The sequence below is a fragment of the Asticcacaulis sp. AC460 genome (assembly GCF_000495795.1).
GTDB lineage: Bacteria > Pseudomonadota > Alphaproteobacteria > Caulobacterales > Caulobacteraceae > Asticcacaulis.
This window is the reverse complement of the sequence record NZ_AWGD01000022.1, coordinates 73462-97465: the sequence shown is the minus strand read 5'-3', so window position 1 is coordinate 97465 and position 24004 is coordinate 73462. Positions and strand designations below refer to the sequence as shown.

Here is a 24004-nt window from a genome sequence, read left to right as displayed (position 1 = left end):
TGTCCTCGCGTTTATTTTTGTAACGGTCGTCTGCCCGGCTATCGTTGCTGCCTGAGCTCCAAAAAAAAGGGCGCATCCGAAAATGCGCCCATTACAGTGCCCCGGAGACAGGGCAGCAAGGTCAGGAGCTAGAGGTACGAAAACAACTTGTTCTGTCGGGGAGAACAAGGCCGTCGCTAAACAATGTTAGCGGTCACACAAGCTATAAGATCAGACAAATTTCGTCAATCGCTCCGCGGCCGCAAAAGTGAGAAATTTCAATAATATTTTTGACGCACCGCGACAAAGAACTTTCCAAATCTGAAATAAAGCAATGAAAATAAACATTAAAATAAAAATGTCAGCGCTGTCAAAAATTTCGCTAATAAAATAAACTGTCTCAAATTCGTCATGGCCCGTTTCAAACTTGTGTTATGGTAAAACTCCGGACTTGATTTCTCGTTCGTATTGTCCGAGGAAATAAAAAACGAATAATTATAAGGGAGAACTAATGCGTCAGGTGCTTTTCGGCCTCTGCGCCATCCTGGTTTTGGGCGCAGGTTCCGCTGCGGCCCAGTCCGTACGCGTCGACCGAATCACGGTCCACAGCCAGGCACTCGAAGGCAATCTTGAGGGTAATACCGCCAACCGCAGTGTCACGGTCTATCTGCCGCGCGATTATGATGCCAACAGTGGTAAGCGCTACCCGGTGCTGTACGCCCTGCACGGCTATTCGATCAACAACGACATCTGGTCCAGGGAGATCAAGACGCCGGAGACGATCGACGCCGCCTATGCGGCGGGTGTCAAGGGCATGATCGTCGTGCTGCCCAATTCCCAAACCCTGCATAACGGGTCGATGTATTCCAGCTCCGTCACCACCGGCGATTTCGAAGGCTTTATCGCCACCGACCTGGTGGCCTATATCGACAGCCATTATCGTACCCTGGCCCGGCGTGAAAGCCGCGGCCTGGCCGGCCATTCGATGGGCGGCTATGGCACCGTGCGCATCGGCATGAAACACCCGGAAGTGTTCAGCGCGCTCTACGCCATGAGCCCGTGCTGCCTGTCGGCCCGCGGTGCCCCGTCGGCGGAGGAAGGCCTGAAACTGGAGGCGCTGAAGACGCCGGAGGAGGCGAAAGCCCTCGGCTTCTTTGTCCGCGCCACCCTGGCCGTGTCTTCGGCCTGGTCGCCCAACCCGAACAATCCGCCCTTCTATATGGACCTACCGACGAAAGACGGCGTGGCCCAACCCGACGTCATCGCGCGCTGGGCGGCCAACGCGCCCCTGTCCATGGTGCATCAGTACGTCCCGAACATGCGTCGCTATACGGCCATCGCCTTCGATGTCGGTGACCGCGACGGCCTGAAGACCGACACCGAGGCCCTGAGCAAGACGCTGACCGCTTACAAGATCGACAACAGCTTCGAACTGTACGACGGCGACCATGTCAGCGGCGTCGCCGACCGCTTCCAGAACCATGTCCTGCCCTTCTTCGCCGAACATTTGTCGTTTGAACCGGTGAAGCCATGATAAAGCGCGTCATAGCCCTGATACTGGCCGGCGCCCTGTGGTCTGCGCCCGTTCTTGCGCAAACAGATCCCCTGACTCCGCGCCTGGAATTTGCCTTCGAAGAAGTCGTGCTGCTGGGCGAAGGCGTCTTCCCGGGCAAGACTCCGATGGGCGAGCGCTACATCATCCCCATCACCGGCGGTAGCTTCGACGGGCCGGGCGATGGTGGCGGTTTCAAGGGCATGGTCCGCCCTGGTGGCTGGGACTGGCAACTCAAACGCGCCGATGGCTGCGTCTGGGCGACGGCCGACTATATGCTGCAAACCGACGACGGCGCCGTGATCAATGTCCGCAACCAGGGGCCGATGTGTCCGCCAAGGGAAGGGCAGGCGGGCGCGCCCATCCTGTTGACGCCGATCTTTGAAGCGCCTTTGGGCCGTTATGAATGGCTGAACCAGTCGGCCTTCGTCTCGCGGCTGGAAATCGTCACGCACGAAGGCAAGCCCGCCGTCCGCATCCGGTTCTACCGGGTACGCTGAAAACGAATACAGGCGCCGCCATGCCGGCGCCATAAGCCTTGGGAGGAATTATGAAGTCGCTTATCCTGACCGCCGCGGTGTCGCTGGCGGCTCTCTCCGTGCCGGTCCACGCCCAGGACCGGGTTACCGTCACCGTCGATGCCGCCAAGCCGGGCGCCAAGATCGACCGGCGCATCTTCGGCCAGTTCGCAGAACACCTGGGCAGCGGCATCTATGAAGGCGTCTGGGTCGGCAAGGACTCGCCCGTCCCCAACACCCGCGGCATCCGCAACGACGTGGTCGCCGCACTGAAGGCCATCAAGGTGCCCCTGGTGCGCTGGCCGGGCGGCTGTTTCGCCGACGAATACCACTGGCGCCGCGGCATCGGTCCGGAACGCAAGCCGATGATGAACGCCAACTGGGGGGGCGTCATCGAACCCAACACCTTCGGCACCGACGAATTCATGGATTTCGCCAACCAACTGGGCGCGGAAGCCTACCTCTCGGTCAATGTCGGCTCCGGCACGGTCGGTGAAGCTGCCGAATGGCTGGAATATATGACGGCGAGCACGCAAGACGCTATGGGCGCCGAACGCGCGGCCAACGGGCACGCCGAACCCTATAAGGTGCCCTTCGTCGGCCTGGGCAACGAAAGCTGGGACTGCGGTGGCGGCATGACGCCGGACTTCTACGTCAGCCAGATGAAGATGCACTCCCGCTTCGTCCGCAACTATAACCCCGCCGCGCCGATGCAGCGCATCGCGGTCGGCCCCAACGGCGGCAACACGGAATACACCGAAGCGGTGATGAAGGCCTTCCAGGGCCGTAGCTGGGCGTGGAGCATCGAAGGCCTGTCGCTGCACCAATACACCACGGGCGGCGGCTTCCCGGTGTCCCAGCCGGCCACCGGCTTCACAGAAAAGCAGTACGCTGTCATCCTGAAGGACACCTTGGGGATGGAAGGCCTGGTGACCAAGCATTCGGCCATCATGGACAAGTACGACCCTGAAAAGAAGGTCGCCTTGGTCGTCGACGAATGGGGCGCCTGGTATGTCGCCACGCCTGGCACCGATCCCGGCTTCCTCAAGCAGCAGAACACCCAGCGTGACGCCATCCTGGCGGCGCTGAACATCAACATCTTTGCCCGCCATTCCGACCGCGTCCGCATGGCCAACATCGCCCAGATGGTCAATGTCCTCCAGGCCATGGTCCTGACCGACAAGGAAAAGATGGTCCTGACGCCGACCTACCATGTCTTCAAGATGTACGTGCCGTTCCAGGACGCCACCTATATCCCGGTGACCTTCGATGCTGGCACCTACACCTACGACGGCATTACCCTGCCGCGGGTCGACGCCGTGGCAGCAAAGGGGACTGACGGCAAACTCTACGTCTCGCTGACCAACCTGGATCCGAACCAGCCCGTCGACATCGACACCGCCTTCCTGGGCGTAAAGGCCAAATCCGTCTCGGGCGAAACCCTGGCGGCGCCGAAGTTCGACGCCTTCAACGACTTCGCCGCGCCGAACACGGTCGCGCCCAAGCCGATCTCGGTGAAGCTGAAGGACGGCAAGGCGGTTGTGCGCCTAGCGCCGGCCTCGGTCACCGTCCTGACCATCACGATGTAAGCCTGAGCGAAGCGTACTGACGCGGTATCACCGCATATGTGCGCGGAGCGTAAAACGTAAAACTAGGCGGGTTGCGTTCTGCCAAGCGTTTCCATCTCAACGCAACCCGCTCTCATCCGGCGGCATCGACAACTGACCCGTTATCGATTTGGCATCTTCTTCCTTCTCCTCCCTATCGAAGATGGGGAGGTGGCGAGCAAGCGAGGCCCCTTATGGGCCGAAGCGCGTCGAGACGGAGGGGTCCTTTAGCGGTCATTGCCAATGCCTTTGGCATCCACGATTGCGCCAGGCCGACGGACACATGTGCCGTTGGCCGCGCCCTGTCCGAAACCGCGAGGTTACCATGCCCACCGATATGAAAATGTCCCTGTCCCGGCGCCAGGCCCTGATGACCGGCGCGGTCGCCGCGGCCTTCGCCGCCTCTCCGGCTATGGCCCAGTCCGCCGCCATCGCCTCGACCATCCAGGTCGGTCGCGAAGGTCCGTCGCTCAATCCGTTCCTGTACGGCGGTTTCCTCGAGCACATCGGCAACCTGATCAATCACAGCATGTGGAGCGAGGTGCTGGACGACCGCAAGTTCTTCAACGCCATCAACTCCCAGCCCGCGCCCAAGGCCGACGGCCCGGCCTCGCGCCGGCGTGACATGCTCAAATGGGTGCCGGTCGGCCCCGACAGCGCCGTGACCATGGACCGCAAGGCCCCCTATGTCGGTGAGCAGTCGCCGGTGGTGGCCCTGGCCGGTAGCGAGCCGCGCGGCTTTGGCCAGGCAGGCCTGGTCCTGTCCAAAAAGGCCTATGTCGGCCGCATCGTCATCGCCGCTGACGGTCCGGCCGATGTGTCCGCCACCCTGATCTGGGGCGCTGGCCCCGGCGACCGGCAAACCGTCAAGGTCCCGGCGGGCAAGACCTGGAGCACCGTGCCGCTGCGCTTTTCGTCCCCGGCGGATACCGAGGAGGCCAGTTTCGAAATCACCGGCACCGGCTCCGGATCGTTCCGTATCGGCGCCGTGTCGCTGATGCCGGCGGACAATATCAAGGGCTTCCGCGCCGACACCATTGCGCTGATGAAAGAGGTGGATTGCAAGATCCTGCGCATCCCGGGCGGCAACTTCATCTCTGCCTACGACTGGAAGAACACCATCGGCGACCCGGACAAGCGCCCGCCGATCCTGGACCCGGTGTGGAACTTCCCCCAGCCCAACGACGTTGGCGTCGATGAGCTGCTGCAGATGTGTCAACTGATCAACGCCGAGCCGAGCTGGTGCGTCAGCACCGGCTTCGACGGTCCGCGTTCCGGCGCCGAGCAGGTCGAATATGTCAACGGCGCCGCCGACACCGAATGGGGCGCCAGACGCGTCGCCAACGGCCACTCGGAACCTTACCGCGTCAAATACTGGAACATCGGCAACGAGATGTACGGCCACTGGCAGATGGGCCACATCCCGATGAAGCAGTACGCCGTCAAACACAACCAATTCGCCGACGCCATGCGCAAGGTCGATCCGTCGATCTACATCATCGCGCCGGGCGGCTTCGCCGATGAGATGACGACCGGGCAGGGCATCTTCATCGAAGGCCAGCCCCAAGTCGAATTCGGCTCCGATCGCGACTGGGCCTACGGCATGTTCGCCAACTCCTGGGGCAAGTTCGATGCCCTGGCCACCCACGCCTACCCACCCGAAAACAAGAAGTTCGACGTCAAGACCGGCAAGCTGTTCGACGTCGAACGGCCTCTGGTCGAATGGGCGCGCCAGCCGGCCAACCGCGTCCTGACCATGGTCGAATGCTGGGAGGCGTACAAGCGCCGCTTCCCCGCGCTCAATGAGGGCAAGGTCAAGGTCTTCTTCGACGAATATGCCTACAGCTTCCGCCAGACCCTGAAGACCTGCCTGGCCATGGGCATGTGCCTGCACGAATTCTTCCGCCATTCCGACTTCATCGACATGGCCGGCTACACCATGGCCACCGGCTGGATGGACACCAACCGTACCCGGTCGGTGATCAGCGCCACCGGGCGGCTGTACCAGATGTACAACCAACACTTCGGCACCATCCCTGTGCAGGTGACCGGCAATTCGCCGGTGCCGGCGCCGCAATACCCGGCTGGGGGCGACCAGCCGCGTGTCAATGCCGGCAGCGCCACCTATCCGCTGGACCTGTCCGCGGCCCTGACCGCCGATCGGTCGGCCCTGATCGTCGCCGTGGTCAATGCCACCGAGCAGGCCCAAAGCCTCAATCTGAGCCTGGACGGCTTCAAGGCCCGCAAGACCGGCCGCGTCTGGAAGCTCACCGGCCCCAGTGTCGAAGCGCAGAACCAGGTCGGCAAGGCGCCGGAAGTGGTCATCGCCGAAAACACCTTCACCACAGCGTCGGCGTTGAAAATCGCGCCGATCAGCGTCGAACTCTACGAATTTGCCCGCGCCTAGGGAATGATGATGAAACGAAACCTCACACACTACACCCTGACCGTATCGGCCCTGGCCCTGCTGGTTTGTCTCGCGGCGCCCGCCGCCCAGGCCCAGAACCCGCTGGACGCTCCGGCCTACCAGGACGCCACCAAAACGGCGGAGCAACGCGCCACTGACCTGGTGTCGCGCATGAGCCTGGAAGAAAAGGCGGCGCAACTAATCAATGACGCCCCGGCCATTCCCCGGCTGAATATCCGCGAATACAACTGGTGGAACGAAGGCCTGCACGGCGTCGCCGCCCACGGCTACGCCACCGTCTTTCCGCAGGCGGTCGGCCTGGCCGCCACCTTCGACGAACCCCTGATCCATCAGGTCGCCGACACCATCAGCGTCGAATTTCGCGCCAAATACGTCGCCAGCCGCCATCGTTTCGGCGGTTCCGACTGGTTCCGCGGCCTGACCGTGTGGTCGCCGAACATCAATATCTTCCGCGATCCGCGCTGGGGCCGCGGCCAGGAAACCTACGGCGAAGATCCCTACCTGACCGCGCGCATCGGCGTCGCCTTCGTCAAGGGCCTGCAGGGCGAAGACCCGCTCTATTACCGCACCATCGCCACGCCGAAACACTATGCCGTCCACAGCGGCCCGGAAGCCGGCCGCCACCGCGACAATATCAACCCGTCGCGCTACGACCTCGAAGACACCTACCTGCCGGCCTTCCGCGCCACCATCGTCGAAGGCAAGGCCCTGTCGATCATGTGCGCCTACAACGCCATCGACGGCCAGCCCGCCTGCGCCAATGACGACTTGCTGGTCAAACACCTGCGTCAGGACTGGGGCTTCAAGGGCTTCGTCGTCTCCGATTGCGATGCCGTCGGCGACATCTATTACAAGACCTCGCACCACTACCGGCCGACGCCGGAAGAGGGCGTGACCGTCGCCTATCAGGCCGGCACCGACCTGATCTGCGGCAATGCCAACGAAGCCGACCATGTGGCGTCCGCCGTGCGCAAGGGCATTCTGCCGGAAAGCCTGGTCGACACCGCACTGGTGCGGCTGTTCTCGGCGCGGTTCAAGCTGGGCCAGTTCGATCCGCCTGCCCAGGTTTTTCCGGCGATCACCGCCGCCGACTACGACACCCAGGCCAACCGCGACTTTTCGCAGCACGTGGCGGAATCGGCCATGGTCCTGCTGAAGAACGACGGCCTGCTGCCGCTGAAGGCCGAGCCGCGCTCGATCGCCGTCATCGGCCCCAATGCCGACTCGATGGACTCGCTGGTCGGCAACTATAACGGCGATCCGTCGCATCCGGTGACGGTCCTGTCGGGCATCAAGGCCCGCTTCCCCAACGCCACGGTGCGCTACGCCCAGGGGTCTGGCCTGATCGATCCGGTCATGACCGCCGTGCCCGACGATACCCTCTGCCGCGACAAGGACTGCGCCGCCAAGGGCGTGACCACCAGCCGCTACGCCTCGCCCGAAATGTCCGGCGCTGCCCAGACGGCCCCCGAAGCCGGTATCCACCTGGCCTGGAAGGGCGAACAGCGCAGCGGTGCGGTTCGCTATGACGGCTTCCTGACCGCCCCGGAAACCGGCGAATACCGCTTCCGCTACGACGCCAATGGCGGCTACCGCATCTGGGTCAATGACAAGCTGGTCGTCGATGCCTGGCGCGTCGACTGGCGTCCTTCGATTGCTACCGGCGCCGTCCGTCTTGAGGCCGGCAGCCGCAACGCCATCCGCGTCGAATCCTTCCAACGCCAGGCCGCCGGCGACGAAAAACTGGTCTGGAGCCTGCCGTCGGACACCGGCGCCCGTGAAGCCGTCGCCGCCGCCAAAGACTCCGACCTGGTCATCTTCGTCGCCGGCCTGTCCCAGCGGGTCGAGGGCGAGGAAATGCGCGTCGAAACGCCGGGCTTCTCCGGCGGCGACCGGACCAGCCTGGACCTGCCGCCCGTCCAGCAAAAGGTGCTGGAGCAGGTTTCGGCGACCGGCAAACCCGTTGTCCTGGTCCTGGTCAACGGCAGCGCGCTCGGCGTCAACTGGGCCGATACCCATGTCCCCGCCATTGTCGAAGCCTGGTATCCGGGCGGGCAGGGTGGGGCGGCCGTCGCCCGCCTGATCGCCGGCGACTTCAGCCCGGCCGGCCGTCTGCCGGTGACCTTCTATCGCTCGGCCGACCAGTTGCCGGCCTTCACCGACTACACCATGAAGGGGCGCACCTACCGCTACTTCAAGGGCGAGGCCCTGTATCCGTTCGGCTACGGCCTGTCCTACACCCAATTCAGCTATGCCCCGGCACGATTGTCGGCTGGCAAGGTCGGCGGAGGCGGAGAGGTCACCGTCTCCGTCGACGTCACCAACAGTGGCGCCCGTGACGGCGATGAAGTCGTGCAACTCTACCTCAGCCATCCCGGCCAGAAGGATGTGCCGATCCGCGCCCTGGCGCGGTTCGACCGCATCCACCTCAAGGCCGGCGAGACCAAGACCGTCACCTTCACGCTCGACAGCCGCGCGCTCAGCACGGTCAACGCCGATGGTTCGCGCTCCGTCAAGCCGGGCAAGGTCAATCTTTGGGTCGGCGGCGGACAGCCGGACCAACGCGCGGGCCTGCCAAAGGCGCCGGGTGTGGCGACCACCCTGACCGTAACCTCCGCCCAAACCCTGGAGCCCTGATCATGAAGCGAACACTTATTCTGGGACTGGCCCTGGCCGCTCTGACCGGACCGGCCTTGGCCGACACCGGGCCTTATCCGGTCGTGGTCGAAGAAGATCCGAACCTGCCGGAACATGTCGTCTACCGACCGGCCGACCTGGCCGGGGTCAAGCCGGCAACACTCGGCATCTATGTCTTCGGCAATGGCGGCTGCAGCCATGACGGCACCGGTTCGCGCAACCACCTGCAGGAGATCGCCTCGCACGGCTATCTGGTGATCGCTCCGGGGATCATCCCGGCCAACCACCCCAAGCCCGCCGAGGAACAAGGCCAGCCGGGCCAGCTCAAGGCGTCGAACTCGCCGGCCTCCCTGACCGAGGCCATCGACTGGGCGGTGCGCGAAAATACCCGGCAGGGCAGTCCCTATTTCGGCCGTGTTGCCGCCGATAAAATCGCCGCTTCCGGCTGGAGCTGCGGCGGCCTTCAGGCGATCGCAATCGGCAAGGATCCGCGCATCTCGACCTTCATCATCATGAACAGCGGCGTGTTCAACGAAGGCAATCCCATCTCGGGCATCGAGGTCAACAAGGCCATGCTGAAGGACCTGCACGGCTCGATCATCTATGTCATGGGCGGACCGACCGATATCGCCTATAACAATGGCCGCGACGACTATGCCCGCATCCATCATATCCCGGCCGCCTATGTTGACATCCCGGTCGGCCACGGCGGAACCTACATGCAGCCCAACGGCGGTATCGGCGCGGAAATCGTCACCGCCTGGCTGGACTGGAAGCTGAAGGGCGATACGACGGCCGCCGGTAAATTCAGCGGCCAAAGCTGCGGTTACTGTGTCGACAAACGCGTTAGCTATGAGAAGAAGAACTTCTGAATGTATCGCCGTAAAACCTTCCTGGCCCTGCTGGCCGGCCTCGCCGGGCTCTGTGTGGCGGTGTTCGCTTTCGCCGCCAAGGCTGAAGACGCGGACTATGTCCGGCAGTCGCTCTATGTCCCCGTGCGCGACGGCACGCGCCTGGCCGTCAACATCTATCGTCCCGCCGCCAATGGCCAGGCCACGGCCGGACAGCATCCGGTCGTCTTCCTGTTCACGCCCTACCGCGCCCGCTTTCGCAACGAAAAAGGCGAGGTAAAGGAAACGGCCCTGGACGATCAACTGGCCCTGCGCACCCTGATCCGCTCGGGCTATGTCGTCGCCACGGCCGATATCCGCGGCAAGGGCGCCTCCTTCGGCCATCGCCGCGGCTTCCAGGACCGCACCGAGGCCTATGACGGCTACGACCTGGTCGAATGGCTGGCGCGCCAATCCTATTCGACGGGTAAGGTCGGCATGATCGGCTGTTCCTATTACGGCGGCACCACCTTCCATACCGCCTCTACCGCGCCACCTTCGCTTAAGGCCGTCTTCGTCGGCGCCTCGGATCTCGACAAGTACAACTTCGTCCGCGCCGGCGGGATCACCGCCCAGTTCAACACCCGCCCGGACGAGCCCCTGTCGGTCGACCTGGCCAGCCTGCCGGTCGATGCCGACCCCGACGGCGCGTTGCTGCGTGAGGCGGTTGCCGAACACGCCCAGAACACACCCATGGGGCCGCTGTGGTACGGCATGCCCTACCGCGACAGCGTCTCGACCTATACCGGCAATGCCTATTGGGAAGAGGTCGGGGTCTACAACTATCTCGACGCCATCCGTAAGGCCGGGATCGCCACCTATTTCTGGAGCAACTGGCAGGACGAGCCGACGGCCCAGACCCTGTTGGCCGCCAACAACCTGGGCAGCAAATTCCTCGGCGGACCCGGCGGTCACTGCGTCCCGCCGCCGGGCTTCGACTTCACCGGCGAGATCACCCGCTATTTCGACCATCACCTGAAGGGCGTCGACAACGGTATCGACCGTGAACCGCGCGCCACCTACTGGGTCGAAGGCCTGGACGGCAAGGGCAGCTATGTCCGCGCCGAACAACTGCCCGGCGCCAAATCCCAAGCCCTGCTATGGTACCTGACCGGCGATCGCGGTCTGGCCTCCAAGGCCGCCGCCAAAGGGATCGACACCTTCACCGTCGATTACAACCTGCCACCGCCGGAATATTTCGCCTTCTGGCCCCAGCCCATGGACAGCCACGGCCTCAGCTACACCGGCCCGGCCCTGGACAAGCCGGTCACCCTGATCGGCTTTCCGGTCGCCCATCTCACCGTGAGCACCAGCGACCCGCGTGCCGATGTCTTCGTCTATCTCGACCAGGTCGCCGCCGACGGCAAGACAGAGGTGATCGCCTTCGGTCGTCTTAAAATCAGCCATCGCAAGCTGTCGACGCCGCCCTATGACAATTTCGGCCTGCCATGGCATTCCGGCCGGTCGGGCGACATCCTGACCCTGAAGCCCGGCGAGCCGGCCCGGATGGACATCGCCCTGACGCCGGTCTCCCGCGTCGTACCGGCCGGGGCGAAGCTGCGCCTGACCGTGACCGGAGCCGACCCGCGCCAGCGTAACCTGAAAGAGATCCAGCTCGATCCGGCACCCCAGATCACCGTGGTCTATGGCGGCGCCGAACCCTCGCGTATCGACCTGCCTCAGATGTCACAGTGAGACAGTTATCGCGCGTCCCGTATAGGTGACCTCGACGCCCTGACCCGGAAGCAGGGGCGGGTGGTCCGGCGACACGACATGGACGCGGAACAGCCGGCGTTCCGCCATGCCGTCGAATCGGCCCTTGCGGGCGCCGATGACCAGCTCTCGGCGGTCACACTTCCAGTTTATGCGAACTGTGCTGGAGGCGCCTTTTTCGTAGCCATAGGTCAGGCCATCATCTTCATAAAGTTCGAAGGCACCGTCCCGGCCGGGAAAAACCGCGAGGTCGATGGGCTGGTCGGAAATTTCCGCCGTCGACTGGACGACCGGCCCCAGCGGCAGGATCGTACCGGCGCGGACATGCACCGGTATCTGCGCCAGAGGCGAGGCGACCTGGTGGGTTTCACCACCCGCGCGTTGGATTCCGCTCCACAGATCGTACCATCCGCCCTGTGACGGCGGAAGATAGACCGGCCATTGCGCCACACCGGGTTCAAGCACCGGCGCCACCAGAAGTCCCGGCCCAAACATATAGCTGTGCTTCTGATCCAACGCCCTTGCATCTTCCCGAAAATCGAAAACCAGCGGGCGAATGAGCGGCGTTCCTTTGCGGTGAGCCACCGAGGCCAGGCTGTAAATATAGGGAAACAGCCGGTAGCGCAGGTTCAGATAATCGCGCGCCACGCCTTCTACGGTCTCGCCATAGCGCCAGAATTCCGTGTCGGTCATATAGCCGTGGACCCGCTGCAGCGGCAGGAAGGTAGCGTACTGGAACCAGCGGATAAAACGCTCGTGATAGGCCGTGTCAGTATATTGCGACGGCCCCGGCCGGAAAAACCCGCCGGCATCGACCGTCCAATACGGATAACCCGCCGCCGCCATGTTCAACCCGGCCGGAATCTGCCGCTTCAGCGTCTCCCAGTCATTGCCGATATCGCCGGACCAGGTCGCCGCTGCATAGCGCTGCTGGCCCAGGAAGGCGGACCGGGTCAGGGTAAACACCCGCCGGTCGGGATAGTCGCGGCGTTGGCCCTCATAGACCGTGCGGGACACCTGCAACGGATAGGTCAGCCGGACGTGTTCCCCCTTACCCACATGGGTTTGGCGCCCGACCAGGTCGTCATTTTCCGGTTCCGTCGCGTCCTGCCACCACGCGTCGATCCCCAGCGCCGCCAGGCGTTCGCTCTGGTTCTGCCAGTAGAAGGCCGAGGCTTGCGGATTGAAGAAGTCGATCCAGTCGGAGTCGGGAATGTAGAAACCCTTTTCCGCCATGGCCTTGCCCAGTTCCGCCTTGCGGTCGACTTTCGACCAGACCGACAGCATCAGGCGCATATCCATGCCGTGCAGGTTCTTCACCAGTCCCGCCGGATCGGGATAATGCGCTTCGTCAAAACGCATGGCGTTCCAGCCGTGCTTGCCCCAGTACTGCCAATCCTGGACCATGACATCGACCGGCAGCTTGCGCCGGCGAAATTCCCGGGCATTATCAAGTATTTCCTGCGACGATTTGAACCGCTCGCGGCAATGGATATAGCCGTAGGCCCATTTCGGCATCAGCGGCGTTTCGCCGGATAACTGGCGATAGGTTTCCATGATGTTTTCCGCCTCGGGGCCGGCGATGACGACATAGTCGATCGCTTCAGCCACATCGGACCGCCAAACCGTCTGGTCGCGTACCGTATCAAACCAAAGGGACGGTGCGTCGTCGGCATTGGCAATGACCCGGATCTTGTGTTTTCCGGCCTCCAGGTCAGCCAGGAAGCTGGTCGTGGGCGGCAGCCACAGATTGGTCAGGTCGCTATAGACCTTGCCGTCGATCTCGACATGGTGGCGCGACGCCATCTTGCGTCCGATATCGAGCTGGAAGGCGTAACGGCCCGCGGTAGCCAGCGCGATCTCCGCCTCGAACACGGCCTCGGTCCGGGCGATGCTGGCATTGCCGGCGCCGGTGGTGACATCGACCTGCGCCTGAGCGCCTACCTCGACGCGACTGAGGCGAACCTGGCGGGACACCGGGTTAAGGTCGCTCTTTCCGCCGTTCAGCCACAGGAGACCATAGCCTTGGCTCGACAGGATTACCGGCAGGCTGATCTGGGTATTGACCTGGGTCAGGCGGCGCGGAAGGTGCCGCAAATCGAGCGCGCCGTCCTGAAAGCAGCCGGTGCCGTAGATATGCTCGCCGGGCGGCGAATCAAACGTCTGTTCGGCGATAAATACGTCCTCGTCCCCCAGCTTCGACGGTGTGAGCCGCCTCCCGCCTGGTGTTTCGCTGAGCAGAAGACGGCCGTCGCGGTCGTAGAACCGCAGCCCTTCTGCATCGATTTCGCAGCCTATCGCCGGCAGGCGAAGGCGAACCGTCGCGCCGTTTTTCTGCCGGACTTTCGGACGCTGCTGTTGCGGCAAAAGCAGGGTGTCCGGGGCGGTGAGCGTCCCGGCACCGGGAACGAACCGCACGCGGAATGCTGCATCCGTCAGGGCAAAGATCTGCAAAGTACCGTCCGGCGTTACGGCGACATGGTCGGGATGGCGCGCTTTCACGCCGGCCGCGGCGCGCGTTGCGGCAAAACTCAACAGGGCCGCGCCGCCCATCAGGACGTGGCGGCGCGTTGTCTGGCTCGTGCGCGTATCGGCAAATCTCATGTTCCACCCATAAAAGAAAAGGCGCTTCGCATGCGTCGGCATAAAGATTTTCACCGCGCAGCAAGGCTTGTCTTGGCAATCTGCAATTTTTCTATATAAAAGTAAATTCCATATAGGTAAATGAATCGCCATGCTGACTGTCTCCTGCAACAAACCTTTCGACCTGTCCCTCGCTGAGCGGCCTGTGCCTGTCCGGCGCGACGGCGAAGTCCTGGTTCGCATCCGGCGCATCGGTATGTGCGGTACCGACTTCCACATTTTTTCCGGCAATCAGCCCTACCTTTCCTATCCACGCATCATGGGCCACGAACTGTCCGGTGAGGTTCTGGACGCCGACCCTGGCTCCCCTATCCGCATCGGGGCGACGGTGACGATCAACCCCTATCTGCGGTGCAGGACCTGCCACGCCTGCCGGCGCGACAAGCCGAACTGCTGCATGAACATCCGCGTCATGGGCGTCCATATCGACGGCGGCATGGCCGAATATGTGACGGTGCCTGAGGAAGCGATCATCGACGTCGAAGGCCTCAGCTTTGACCAGGCCGCCATGGTCGAATTCCTGGCCATCGGCATGCACGCCGTCCGCCGTGGTGCTGTCACCGCCGCTGACCGGGTGTTGGTCGTCGGCGCAGGGGCCATCGGCGTCGGGGTTGCCCTGTTTGCTAAGATGACCGGCGCCGACGTCGCCGTGATCGACACCAACAGCGGCCGTCTCGAGCGCGCCCGGTCGGTATGCCCGGGCATTGAAACCGCGCTGGCCGGTCCCGATGCCGACGCCTGGCTGCGGGATACGACCGGAGGCGATTTCTTCGACGTGGTTTTCGATGCGTCGGGCAATTCGGGCGCGATGCAAAAGGGTTTCGCCTATGTCGCCCATGGCGGCCGCTATGTCCTGGTCAGCGTGGTCAGTCAGGACATCACCTTCTCCGATCCCGAATTTCACAAGCGGGAAATGCAGCTGATCGGCAGTCGCAACGCCACCAAGCATGACTTTCAGATGGTCATCGACATGATTCGCGATGGCGCTATTCCGACGGACAAGCTGCACACCCACTCTTTGAACGCCGTCGACCTGCCGCATCAGGTGCCGGAACTGCTGAAAACGCCTGACGACCTGCTCAAGGCCATCGTCACCATATAAAATAACAGGAACAGGGAAGATGTTTGCATTACTGGCCGCGGCCGCGGCAACCCAGATTGTCCTGTCGTCTCCGGACGGCAAGGTTGAATTTCGTGTGGCGCCAGACGGATCCGCCTTTACCGCCGTGCGCAACAGTGAAGAGATCGTCTCCGGACATGCCGGCCTTCAACTGGCCGGCGCGCCCGGCTTTTCCAGCCTGGCTCTGGTCAACAAAACCAGCTTCAGCGAAAACCGCACCCACCCCCTGACCGCGACGAAGGCGGCCAGTGCCGCGGACCACTATAATGGCCAGCGTCTGACCTTCCGCGAGGCCGACGGCCTCAAACGCGAACTGTCGATCGAGGTTCGCGCCTATAATGACGGCGTCGCATGGCGCTATCTCCTGCCGCAAGGTGCGGCTGTGGCGCTGGCTGATGAGACGACCCAACTGCGTCCCGCCGGCGATCCCGCCTGCCTGGTTTCGGAATTCGCCTCGTCGCATGAAAACCCCTGGAATCCGGTGCGGATCTCGCAACTCGACGCCGCCAAGCTCTACGACTATCCCGTCGTATGTCCTTCGCCCAGCGGCAAGACCCATTACGCCATCGTCCAGGCGGGTTTATCCGGCTATGCCGGCTCGGCCCTGAAGCCGGCGAACGGCAGTCTGCAGGTCAAGCTGTTCCCGCGGCAGGACGACAAGGCGGTAGCGGTCAAATCCGCCGACGGCCTGCAGAGCGGCTGGCGCGTCATCATGATGGGCGACAGGGCAGGGGACCTGATCGAATCACACCTGATCGGAAACCTGTCCGCCCAGGCGACGGGAGACTATAGCTGGGTGAAACCTGGCCTGGTTGCCTGGGACTGGTGGTCCGGCCCGACGGTGGGCGACAAGCCGACCATGGAACGCTACCGCCGCTTCATAGATTTCGCGGCCGAATCGGGCTTTCCCTATTTCCTCATCGATGCGGGCTGGGCGCTGAACACCGGTCCATGCTGCGCCGCCGATCCGCGCACAGACATCACCAAGGGTGAGGCCGGCATCGACATGCCCGCTCTGGCGGCCTATGCCGAATCAAAAGGCGTCGGCCTGCTCCTGTGGGCGCACTGGAAACATGTCGAGCCGCGCATGGCGCAGGTGCTCGACACCTACAAGGCCTGGGGAATCAAGGGTATCAAGGTCGACTTCATGGAGCGCGACGACCAGGAGATGGTCGCCTTCTACGAACGCCTGGCCTCCGAAACGGCGAAACGGCATATGCTTCTCGATATGCACGGCGCTTTCCCGCCGATCGGATTGTCGCGGACCTATCCCAACTACATCACCCAGGAAGGCGTACTGGGGGCAGAATACAACAAATTCCCCTGGGGCAAGGTGACGCCTTCGCACAATGTGCATTTGGCCTATACCCGCATGCTTCTGGGCCCCATGGATTACACGCCGGGCGGCTTCCGCAATTCGTATCCGGAAGCCTACGTCCAGACCGAGGTCTTCCCGTCCACGCGCTTTACGCGCGGCCAGGCCCTGGCGCAGTTCGTCGTCTACGACAGTCCTCTGCAAATGGTGTCGGACGACCCGGTTGCCTACGACAACGCCGACGGCTTCGACTTCGTCAAGGCGGTACCGACAGCCTGGGACGAGACCAGATTCGTCGGCGGTGCCCCTGATACCTACATTGCTGTCGCCCGCCGAAAAGGAGCGACCTGGTATGTCGCTGCCCTGAACAATGAAACCGCCAGAATCATCGAGATTCCGCTCGGCTTCCTGGCCGATGGAGCTCACAATGCCGTGATCTGGGAAGACGGTGCCACAGCGAACAGGACCCATCGGGCCGTAAAGCGAGTATCGCGCGGGGAGACTCTTCGCCTCTCAGTAGAACGTGGGGGAGGTGCGGTGCTGGTGATTGGCGAGTGACTTGGTCACTTTTTCGCGACCTGGTGCTGCCCCGCTTGCAGATAACGACGAAATAATGCAATTTGGAAGCGCTTCCTAAAGTACGGAATGGCAAAGATTTTTCGTAAAAGTCTGATGATTGATTTTCGAAATTTATATTTATAAGTAAAAAATCATCGACATTTGTGGCGCTGGCAAATGCCTGAAATGTGGCCAAAGTGTGAGCTTTTGGCGCCATCGTATTTCGTATACCTGGATTAATTAAATAAAAACAATATTGTAAATGTTATAAAATTTGCGGCATTTTGCGCTGACGGAGTGGCGCGACCACCATTCTTAAGTTACAAGAAAGTATCAGGTATGGAATTAAAGTGTCGCAATCGTGCCACGGGAATGACATTATCTGAAAATTGTCCGACTTTTATTATTGAAAGTTTGTGACCGGTAACATACCGTTTGGGGGTCTTAAGGCGCGGGCGGGCTGAGTGTACGAAGTGCGGTCCGCGCGCGAACGACACCAACGAGTTTATTCATAGGTCCTTTCCCTAGGGGAAGGCATAAAATCACCTCGCGGCCCATGCAGCCAGTCGAGGATAGGGAGGCGTAATATCATGAAAAGCACACGGGACAGTTCTGTCCAAAATCGCAGTGTTGTCGGTCGCCAGTATCGACGGAGCGCTGTGTTGCTCGGTTCGACGGCGCTCGCCGCGGCATTGCTGTCTACGGCGGCTTTCGCCCAGGACGCAGCGCCGGCTGCCGCTGAACAAGCCGCGCCGCCGGCGGATGATTCCGTCATCGTTGTTAGCGGTATTCGTGGTTCGCTGCAGACCGCAGCGCAGATCAAGCGCAAGGCCTCGACCTTTGTCGACTCGATCACCGCGTCGGACGTTTCCGCTCTGCCGGACCTGTCGGTCGCTGAAGCGCTGCAGCGCGTTCCCGGCGTGACCGTGACCCGCTTTACGCTGGGCGGCAGCCCGGACTTCCCGTCGCCCGAAGGTCGCGGTAACCTGATCCGCGGACTGGGTTTTGTGCGTTCGGAATTCAACGGCCGTGACGCCTTCTCGGCAAATGCGGGTCGCGCTCTGGATTGGTCCAGCATTCCGCCGCAGCTCGTCGGCGCCGTTGACGTTTTCAAAAACTCGTCGGCTGACCTGATCGAAGGCGGCATCGGTGGCACGGTTAACCTCCGCACGCTCGAGCCTTTCGACCGCAAGGGGTATTTCGCGTCGGTTTCGGCGGATTTCAACTATGGTGACCTGGGGAAGAAGTGGTCGCCGTCTTACAACGCCGTCATCGGTAACCGCTGGCAGACAGATATCGGTGAGTTCGGCCTGATGGGTGGCTATTCGACCTCGCGGCTGCTGTCGCGGATCGAGGGCTGGCAGCAGCCTGCGCCGATCCCGCGCGCTGTTGACGCCAATGGCAACAGCACCAGTGAGCAGCTGACTACAAATCCGCGCACGACCAACGACAAGATCGTCGGCGCCATGCTCGGCTTCCAGATGCGCACCAACGACGTCGATCGTAATCGTGACAGCCTGTACATCGCCGGGCAATGGAAGAATGACAACTCCCGCCTGACCGCCAAGTACATTCGGGTCGAAAACGACACCCAAGGCGTCGAACGTACGCTTGAATCCTTCCCGGGCGGCAACAACAACCAGCACTACAGCTTCACCGATGCCAAGTACAATACCGGTTGGTCCACCCCGGCCCTGAACCTGTGTAATGACCCGAACGTTGACGCCGGCGCAAACCCGCCGCGCGGCCAAGACTACTGCGAAAAAACTTTCGCAACGACGGGCGGCCTGATGGAGTCGGGCCTCATCACCAATTCCGACGATACCTGGTTTGGTGCTTACGGCCTGGGGGTCAACGTTTTGTCGATTGGCAAGACTGAGAAGTCGACGACCGAGGACCTGAGCCTGAACTACAAGTGGCGTCCGACCGACAGACTGTTTGTCGAACTCGATGCCCAGCAGACCAAGGCGACGGCTTCCGTTGACGAACTGTGGGGCGGTACCCAGACCTTCGCAAAGGCGTGGATATCAGCCGATTTGGATGACCCGCGTGTTCGCTTGACGGTGGATCCGCGGACGAAGTTCGACACAGCCTTCAACGGGAACGGCGGTTACCAATCCACGGCGATAACCGGCACGAATGATCCGGCCAATACGCTTTGGTTGTACAACTCTCAGGGCCATCAACGCGGTACCGGCGAACTGACAGCCTTCCGCGCCGACGTCCAGTACGACTTCGAGGACAATAACTGGTTCAAATCTGTGAAGTTTGGCGTCCGTACGTCCGAACGTAGCCAGGTTAACAAGCAGGCTGACCTGAATTGGGGCGGCATCGGTCCCCGTTGGGGCAATGTCGGTCTCGGCACCCTGGGGGCCATGGACAAAAAGCTGTATCAGGAAGTCGACTTTGCTGACTTCTACCGTGACTCTGGCGTGTTGATGTCGGATCAGGGGGGGCAGACCAAGTTCCTGGTTATCAGCGATGAGCTTCTGCTCAACCCCGAGGCTATGCTGCGTTTCATGCAGTCCGATAGCCGACTGTCGAACGCTGACGGGTCGCTGAAGACCAACTGGCTGTCGCCGCTGGATTCAAATTACCAGCCGGTCTTTAACGACAACAACGTTTCGCGCATTACCGAAAAGACCGACAACGTCTATCTGATGGCCAACTTCGGTCATGATTTCGACAACGGCATGTCGATCGATGGTAACTTCGGCGTTCGCTACTCGAAAACCAATTTGGATTCTGAGGGCTACTTGAGCTACCAATCGTTCTCAGCGGATCCGGTACAGCTTTCGACCCCGACGCAGCCTCGGACACCGGATGCCGAAAGCCGCGACGCCGTGCAGGACTTCCTGCCGGAAACGACCAAGTTCCTCTGCCCTGGTTTGGGGGCTGACATTCACGTAGCCTGCGCGGCAGGGCAAACGGGTAAGTATGAACCGCAAACTGTCCACGTTGAAGACGATCATTGGCTGCCCTCGTTCAATCTGAAGTGGAACTTGAACGAAGACATGCTGATTCGTTTCGGCGCCAGCAAGAACCTCAGCCGTCCGAACATTCAGGATATGCGTGCTGGCCAAACCTTGCGTGCTGTCACCAGCCGCGCGTCCTTCCCGGTGATCCAGCCGTGCGTGCCCCAGGCGCCCGCAACGACCTGTACTGAGGATCCGTTGTTCAAGGTTGACCGTGGGGCATCGTCCTTCTCGCTGGAACAGATCCGCATCACGGGTGGTAACCCCAGCCTGAAGCCGACGACCTCCATCAACTACGATGTGTCGTGGGAGTGGTACTTCCAGGGTGGTACGGTTTCGACGGCCTTCTTCAAGAAAGAACTGAAGAACATCATCCAAAGCGGCGACACGACGATGGGGTCCATGACCCTCGACGGCAAGACGGTCAGCGTGGTGTACGGTGGTCTGGTCAACCAAGATTCGGCCGACATTCAAGGCGTCGAACTGGCCTATCAGCAGTTCTATGACTTCCTGCCGGGCTGGATGTCCCACCTGGGTATGCAGGCCAACTTCACCTATATCGACGCAAGCGCCGCACCGCCTCCGCCCTACACCGACGCTGACGGTGACGGAACGCCCGACGCCTTCGGCACTATCTATCGCTTCGGTGTCAACAACCTGCTGGGTCAGTCCAAGTATATCGTCAACCTTGTCGGTATCTACCAGGACGACAAGTGGGAAGGCCGCCTGGCCTACAACTGGCGTGATGAGAATCTGACCACCTACCGTGACTACATCACCGGTGGTCCGATCTTTAACTCGGCGGTTGGTTTCCTTGACGGCTCGATCAAGTATGAGATCAACGATAAGTTCCAGGTCTCCCTGAACGCGTCGAACCTGCTCGACACCAAGAACAAGGCCGAAGCGCAAATCAGCGCCGATGGTCAACGCGTTGATCGCTTCAGCTTCCTGAACGACCGCCGCTTCGTGTTCAGCGTTCGCTACCAGTACTAAGGTGCATAACGCATGACGTCCGGCAAGGGGTGGGAAATACACCCACCCCTTGTTTGGTCATATTGTTTGCACATTTATGTTGAGTAGATGAGGGTAAGCGAAGTTCTGATGGCCTTTTTAATGAGGCTGCCTGGTTCGGCGTTTATTCGGTGCGCTGTTGCATCGTGGTCAAGGCCGCGTTGGCAGCATGCAAGAAGGAAATCCACAATGAAGAAATTTCTGACCATCGTGGCTTCGGCCATAGCTATAAGTGCAGTTGGTACCCTTCCATCTGTCGCCATGGCGCAAGATTCGGTCTATCAGCCTGCCGGCGCCAACGGTGGTGCGGGTTACACATCGGCTTCTCTGGGTGGTAATCAGTATGTCGTCGTCTTCACCGGCGAAGCTCGCACTAAGAAGACGTTGGCGGCACAATATGCGTTGCTGCGCGCCGCGGAATTGACGGAAGAATCCGGGTATGAGTGGTTTGCCGTTCTCAGTTCCACGGTCAAAACCATTGAGCAAGGCGGCGAGGATGATATTGCGTCGCGGTCAGGCGCCTTTATCGGTAACACCATGTCTGCGAGCGGGAGCGCCGGGGGATCGGGTTCCGGTCCTGCGGCGGGCAACAGTGCCGGGGGTGGTGACGGCAATGTTCAAATGGGCCCTTCCACGGGTGGGTTCGGCGGCGGTGATGTTCCTCCGTCGGTTCTCGAACGTTGGAAGCCCAAGAAGGTCGTTCAGGCAGCTCTGATTATTCAGATGGGCAGTGGTGACGAAGCCAAGTTCGAAGGTGTCAAGAAGCAACCTGATATCTTCGAAGCCAAATCGACTGTTGAAGAGATCCGCTCGACTATGAAGTAAATTTGCGCATAGTTGGTGCGCCAAGTCATTTTTGCGGCTTGGCGTGCCTATGTGTGTAAGTATTGTTCGGCATTTTTGGGTTCTCGGCGGTAAATGCGTGTCGTAAGGAAGTGCATTTGATTTATTTCACGGGAATTGTGGTCGCGATTACTTTTTTTGAATTTAATATTAAAATATAATATTGATAAATATAACGCGTCGTAAGTCTATATATGCATTATACTTGTTGACTTGGGATATGTATGAGTTATGATCATTGCGGTTTCAATTCTTCTCCCGAAAAATTGTGCCGAAGCGACTGGGGGCGTCGCGCCCGAGAAACGCGGCGCCCTTATCACGTTCTCACTCTTCACATCCATGCCATGAGCCAATCGCCGTGAGCTACATCCGGCGCAGGGCGTGCTCATAAGTCCGCACTAGAGCGCATCCCGAAAGGTGTGACGTACTTTTCGGATTAAGATGCGCGTTAAAACAAAAGCTTAGAGCGCCGATCCGATTCTTCCGGATCTAAACGCGCTCTAAAGCAATCACCAGGATGACAAGTCGATATACGGCAATTACGTTGGCAGATGGATTCAATTCCTGATGAGATTTGACAACCCAGGTTGCGGCTGGTCGTCATCGCGCAATTTCATTGTATAACGGCATTCCGAGCCAATGCCTGATACTGCGGCAGAGAGGACCCCCAGCATGAGCGATCATCCCCAAGCCATAAAAAGCATATGCATTGTGGGCGGTGGTACGGCGGGATGGATGGCGGCATCCGCCCTGGCGCATGAATTTAAGAGGCTGCCGATTTCCATTACTCTCGTGGAATCCGACGAAATCGGCACGGTTGGCGTTGGTGAAGCCACCCTGCCTCACATCCGTAATTTCAATACGGCCCTTAACATAGACGAAGTCACCTTTATGAAGGCGACCGAAGCGACATTCAAACTCGGCATCGAGTTTTGCAACTGGGGCCGTATCGGCGACCGTTACATTCATCCATTTGGTGATTACGGCGAGCCCATCGATGGCATTGCCTTCTATCAGCATTGGCTGCGCCTGCAGAAGCTTGGCCTGGCCTCCCATCTTGACGACTATGCCTTTCCTACCTCTATCGCTGAAGCCAACCGGTTTCGTCATCCCTCGAACGACAGGACCCGGATCGAATCGACTTTCGGATATGCCTACCAATTCGACGCGACACGTTACGCCGCCTTCCTGCGTCAGTTTGCCGAGGCGCGGGGCGTGGTTAGACGCCAGGGCAAGGTCGTTGATACAAGACTGGACGCCGAAACAGGCCACGTCGCTTCGATGACACTGGACAGTGGTGAGGTTGTGGCCGCCGATCTTTATGTCGATTGTTCGGGTTTTCGCGGCCTCCTCATCGAGCAGGCGCTGAAAACGGGCTATGACGATTGGAGCCAGTGGCTGCCATGCAATCGGGCCCTGGCTGTGCCGTGCGAATCGCGCGGCAGTTTGACGCCGTTCACGCGCGCGACAGCCCTCGAAGCCGGATGGCAATGGCGGATCCCTTTGCAGCATCGAACGGGCAATGGCTACGTCTACTGCAGCAGTTTCATCAGTGACGAAGACGCGGCACATCGCCTGCTCGGCAATCTGGATGCGCCAACACTGGCTGACCCGCGTCAACTCTATTTCACGACCGGCCGACGCAAGGCGTTCTGGAATCGCAATGTCGTGGCCATCGGGCTTGCCGCTGGTTTCCTGGAGCCGCTCGAATCGACCTCGATCCATCTGATTCAGGAAGGCATCACGGAATTACTGCATATCTTCCCTGACAAGAGATTTCTGCAATCAGATATCGATGAATACAATCGGCGTATGGGGGTGAATTTTGAACGTGTGCGCGACTTCCTTCTACTGCACTATGTTGCGACCCAGCGCGACGACACCGAGATGTGGCGGCATTTCCGAAACTTGAAACTTCCCGACAGTCTGGAGGAAAAAATCCAGATATGGCTTACTCGGGGGCAACTCATCCGTTATGAGTTCGGCGTTTTCTTGCCACCAAGCTGGATTGCCGTCATGACGGGGCAGAACCTGTTACCTCGCAATTATGATCCCCGTGTCAACCGGATGGTGCAGGATGCATTGATTCAGAGCTCGGAGGACTTACGGCAACGGGTGAAGGCCGCAGTTTCGGCGACGCCCGACCATAAGGACTACATCCGCCAAATGGGGGCGGCGTCTGACACCGGTCCCTTGGTCGCGCAGGTAGGGTAAA

General features: G+C 60.7%; 13 protein-coding genes. 12 read left to right on the top strand and 1 reads right to left on the bottom strand.

Annotated elements, in window-relative coordinates:
• Positions 1-490: 490 nt before the first annotated feature.
• The 7 genes from ABAC460_RS37765 to ABAC460_RS37735 all read left to right on the top strand — a co-directional run bounded on the left by ABAC460_RS37765 (position 491) and on the right by ABAC460_RS37735 (position 11306).
• The gene (locus ABAC460_RS37765; RefSeq protein ID WP_023453912.1) at positions 491-1513 is read left to right on the top strand and encodes an alpha/beta hydrolase; all 1023 of its coding nucleotides are present in this window, start codon (positions 491-493) and stop codon (positions 1511-1513) included.
• Positions 1510-2031 carry a DUF3237 domain-containing protein gene (locus ABAC460_RS37760; RefSeq protein ID WP_023453911.1) on the top strand — a complete coding sequence of 174 codons (522 nt, stop codon included), beginning with the start codon at positions 1510-1512 and terminating at the stop codon, positions 2029-2031. The genes ABAC460_RS37765 and ABAC460_RS37760 overlap by 4 nt, the downstream gene beginning before the upstream one ends.
• A gap of 50 nt (positions 2032-2081) precedes the next feature.
• Positions 2082-3638, top strand: coding sequence for an alpha-N-arabinofuranosidase (locus tag ABAC460_RS37755; protein WP_023453910.1), 1557 nt, complete (start codon positions 2082-2084; stop codon positions 3636-3638).
• A gap of 361 nt (positions 3639-3999) precedes the next feature.
• Positions 4000-6063 (top strand): alpha-L-arabinofuranosidase C-terminal domain-containing protein, encoded by a 2064-nt coding sequence (locus ABAC460_RS37750; protein ID WP_235075810.1) that lies wholly within the window; start codon positions 4000-4002, stop codon positions 6061-6063.
• A gap of 9 nt (positions 6064-6072) precedes the next feature.
• Positions 6073-8721, top strand: a complete 2649-nt coding sequence (locus tag ABAC460_RS37745) for a glycoside hydrolase family 3 protein (RefSeq protein WP_023453908.1) — start codon at positions 6073-6075, stop codon at positions 8719-8721.
• A 2-nt stretch (positions 8722-8723) separates the two neighbouring features.
• Positions 8724-9593, top strand: a complete 870-nt coding sequence (locus tag ABAC460_RS37740; RefSeq protein ID WP_023453907.1) for a hypothetical protein — start codon at positions 8724-8726, stop codon at positions 9591-9593.
• Positions 9594-11306: a CocE/NonD family hydrolase gene (locus ABAC460_RS37735; protein ID WP_023453906.1), complete on the top strand. Its 1713-nt coding sequence runs from the start codon at positions 9594-9596 to the stop codon at positions 11304-11306.
• Here ABAC460_RS37735 and ABAC460_RS37730 read toward each other — a convergent pair.
• Entirely contained in the window at positions 11298-13928 is a 2631-nt protein-coding gene (locus ABAC460_RS37730; protein WP_052012760.1) for a glycoside hydrolase family 31 protein, read from the bottom strand. The genes ABAC460_RS37735 and ABAC460_RS37730 overlap by 9 nt on opposite strands.
• Before the next feature lie 130 nt (positions 13929-14058).
• On the opposite strand from ABAC460_RS37730, the gene ABAC460_RS37725 reads away from it, so the two are divergent.
• The 5 genes from ABAC460_RS37725 to ABAC460_RS37705 all read left to right on the top strand — a co-directional run bounded on the left by ABAC460_RS37725 (position 14059) and on the right by ABAC460_RS37705 (position 24003).
• Entirely contained in the window at positions 14059-15069 is a 1011-nt protein-coding gene (locus ABAC460_RS37725; RefSeq protein WP_023453904.1) for a zinc-binding alcohol dehydrogenase family protein, read from the top strand.
• A gap of 19 nt (positions 15070-15088) precedes the next feature.
• Positions 15089-16960 (top strand): glycoside hydrolase family 97 protein, encoded by a 1872-nt coding sequence (locus tag ABAC460_RS37720; protein ID WP_023453903.1) that lies wholly within the window; start codon positions 15089-15091, stop codon positions 16958-16960.
• Between the two features lie 659 nt (positions 16961-17619).
• A complete protein-coding gene (locus ABAC460_RS37715) occupies positions 17620-20928 on the top strand; it encodes a TonB-dependent receptor (protein ID WP_235075809.1) in 3309 nt (1102 codons plus the stop codon).
• Positions 20929-21135: 207 nt separating this feature from the next.
• Positions 21136-21771, top strand: a complete 636-nt coding sequence (locus tag ABAC460_RS37710; protein WP_023453901.1) for a CC0125/CC1285 family lipoprotein — start codon at positions 21136-21138, stop codon at positions 21769-21771.
• Between the two features lie 690 nt (positions 21772-22461).
• Positions 22462-24003 (top strand): tryptophan halogenase family protein, encoded by a 1542-nt coding sequence (locus ABAC460_RS37705; protein WP_035426228.1) that lies wholly within the window; start codon positions 22462-22464, stop codon positions 24001-24003.
• The last annotated feature ends 1 nt before the right edge of the window (position 24004 follow it).

Coding starts and splice junctions, on each gene's coding strand:
- ABAC460_RS37765 (WP_023453912.1), top strand. CDS start 491: ATGCGTCAGGTGCTTTTCGGCCTCTGCGCCATCCTGGTTTTGGGCGCA.
- ABAC460_RS37760 (WP_023453911.1), top strand. CDS start 1,510: ATGATAAAGCGCGTCATAGCCCTGATACTGGCCGGCGCCCTGTGGTCT.
- ABAC460_RS37755 (WP_023453910.1), top strand. CDS start 2,082: ATGAAGTCGCTTATCCTGACCGCCGCGGTGTCGCTGGCGGCTCTCTCC.
- ABAC460_RS37750 (WP_235075810.1), top strand. CDS start 4,000: ATGTCCCTGTCCCGGCGCCAGGCCCTGATGACCGGCGCGGTCGCCGCG.
- ABAC460_RS37745 (WP_023453908.1), top strand. CDS start 6,073: ATGAAACGAAACCTCACACACTACACCCTGACCGTATCGGCCCTGGCC.
- ABAC460_RS37740 (WP_023453907.1), top strand. CDS start 8,724: ATGAAGCGAACACTTATTCTGGGACTGGCCCTGGCCGCTCTGACCGGA.
- ABAC460_RS37735 (WP_023453906.1), top strand. CDS start 9,594: ATGTATCGCCGTAAAACCTTCCTGGCCCTGCTGGCCGGCCTCGCCGGG.
- ABAC460_RS37730 (WP_052012760.1), bottom strand. CDS start 13,928: ATGAGATTTGCCGATACGCGCACGAGCCAGACAACGCGCCGCCACGTC.
- ABAC460_RS37725 (WP_023453904.1), top strand. CDS start 14,059: ATGCTGACTGTCTCCTGCAACAAACCTTTCGACCTGTCCCTCGCTGAG.
- ABAC460_RS37720 (WP_023453903.1), top strand. CDS start 15,089: ATGTTTGCATTACTGGCCGCGGCCGCGGCAACCCAGATTGTCCTGTCG.
- ABAC460_RS37710 (WP_023453901.1), top strand. CDS start 21,136: ATGAAGAAATTTCTGACCATCGTGGCTTCGGCCATAGCTATAAGTGCA.
- ABAC460_RS37705 (WP_035426228.1), top strand. CDS start 22,462: ATGAGCGATCATCCCCAAGCCATAAAAAGCATATGCATTGTGGGCGGT.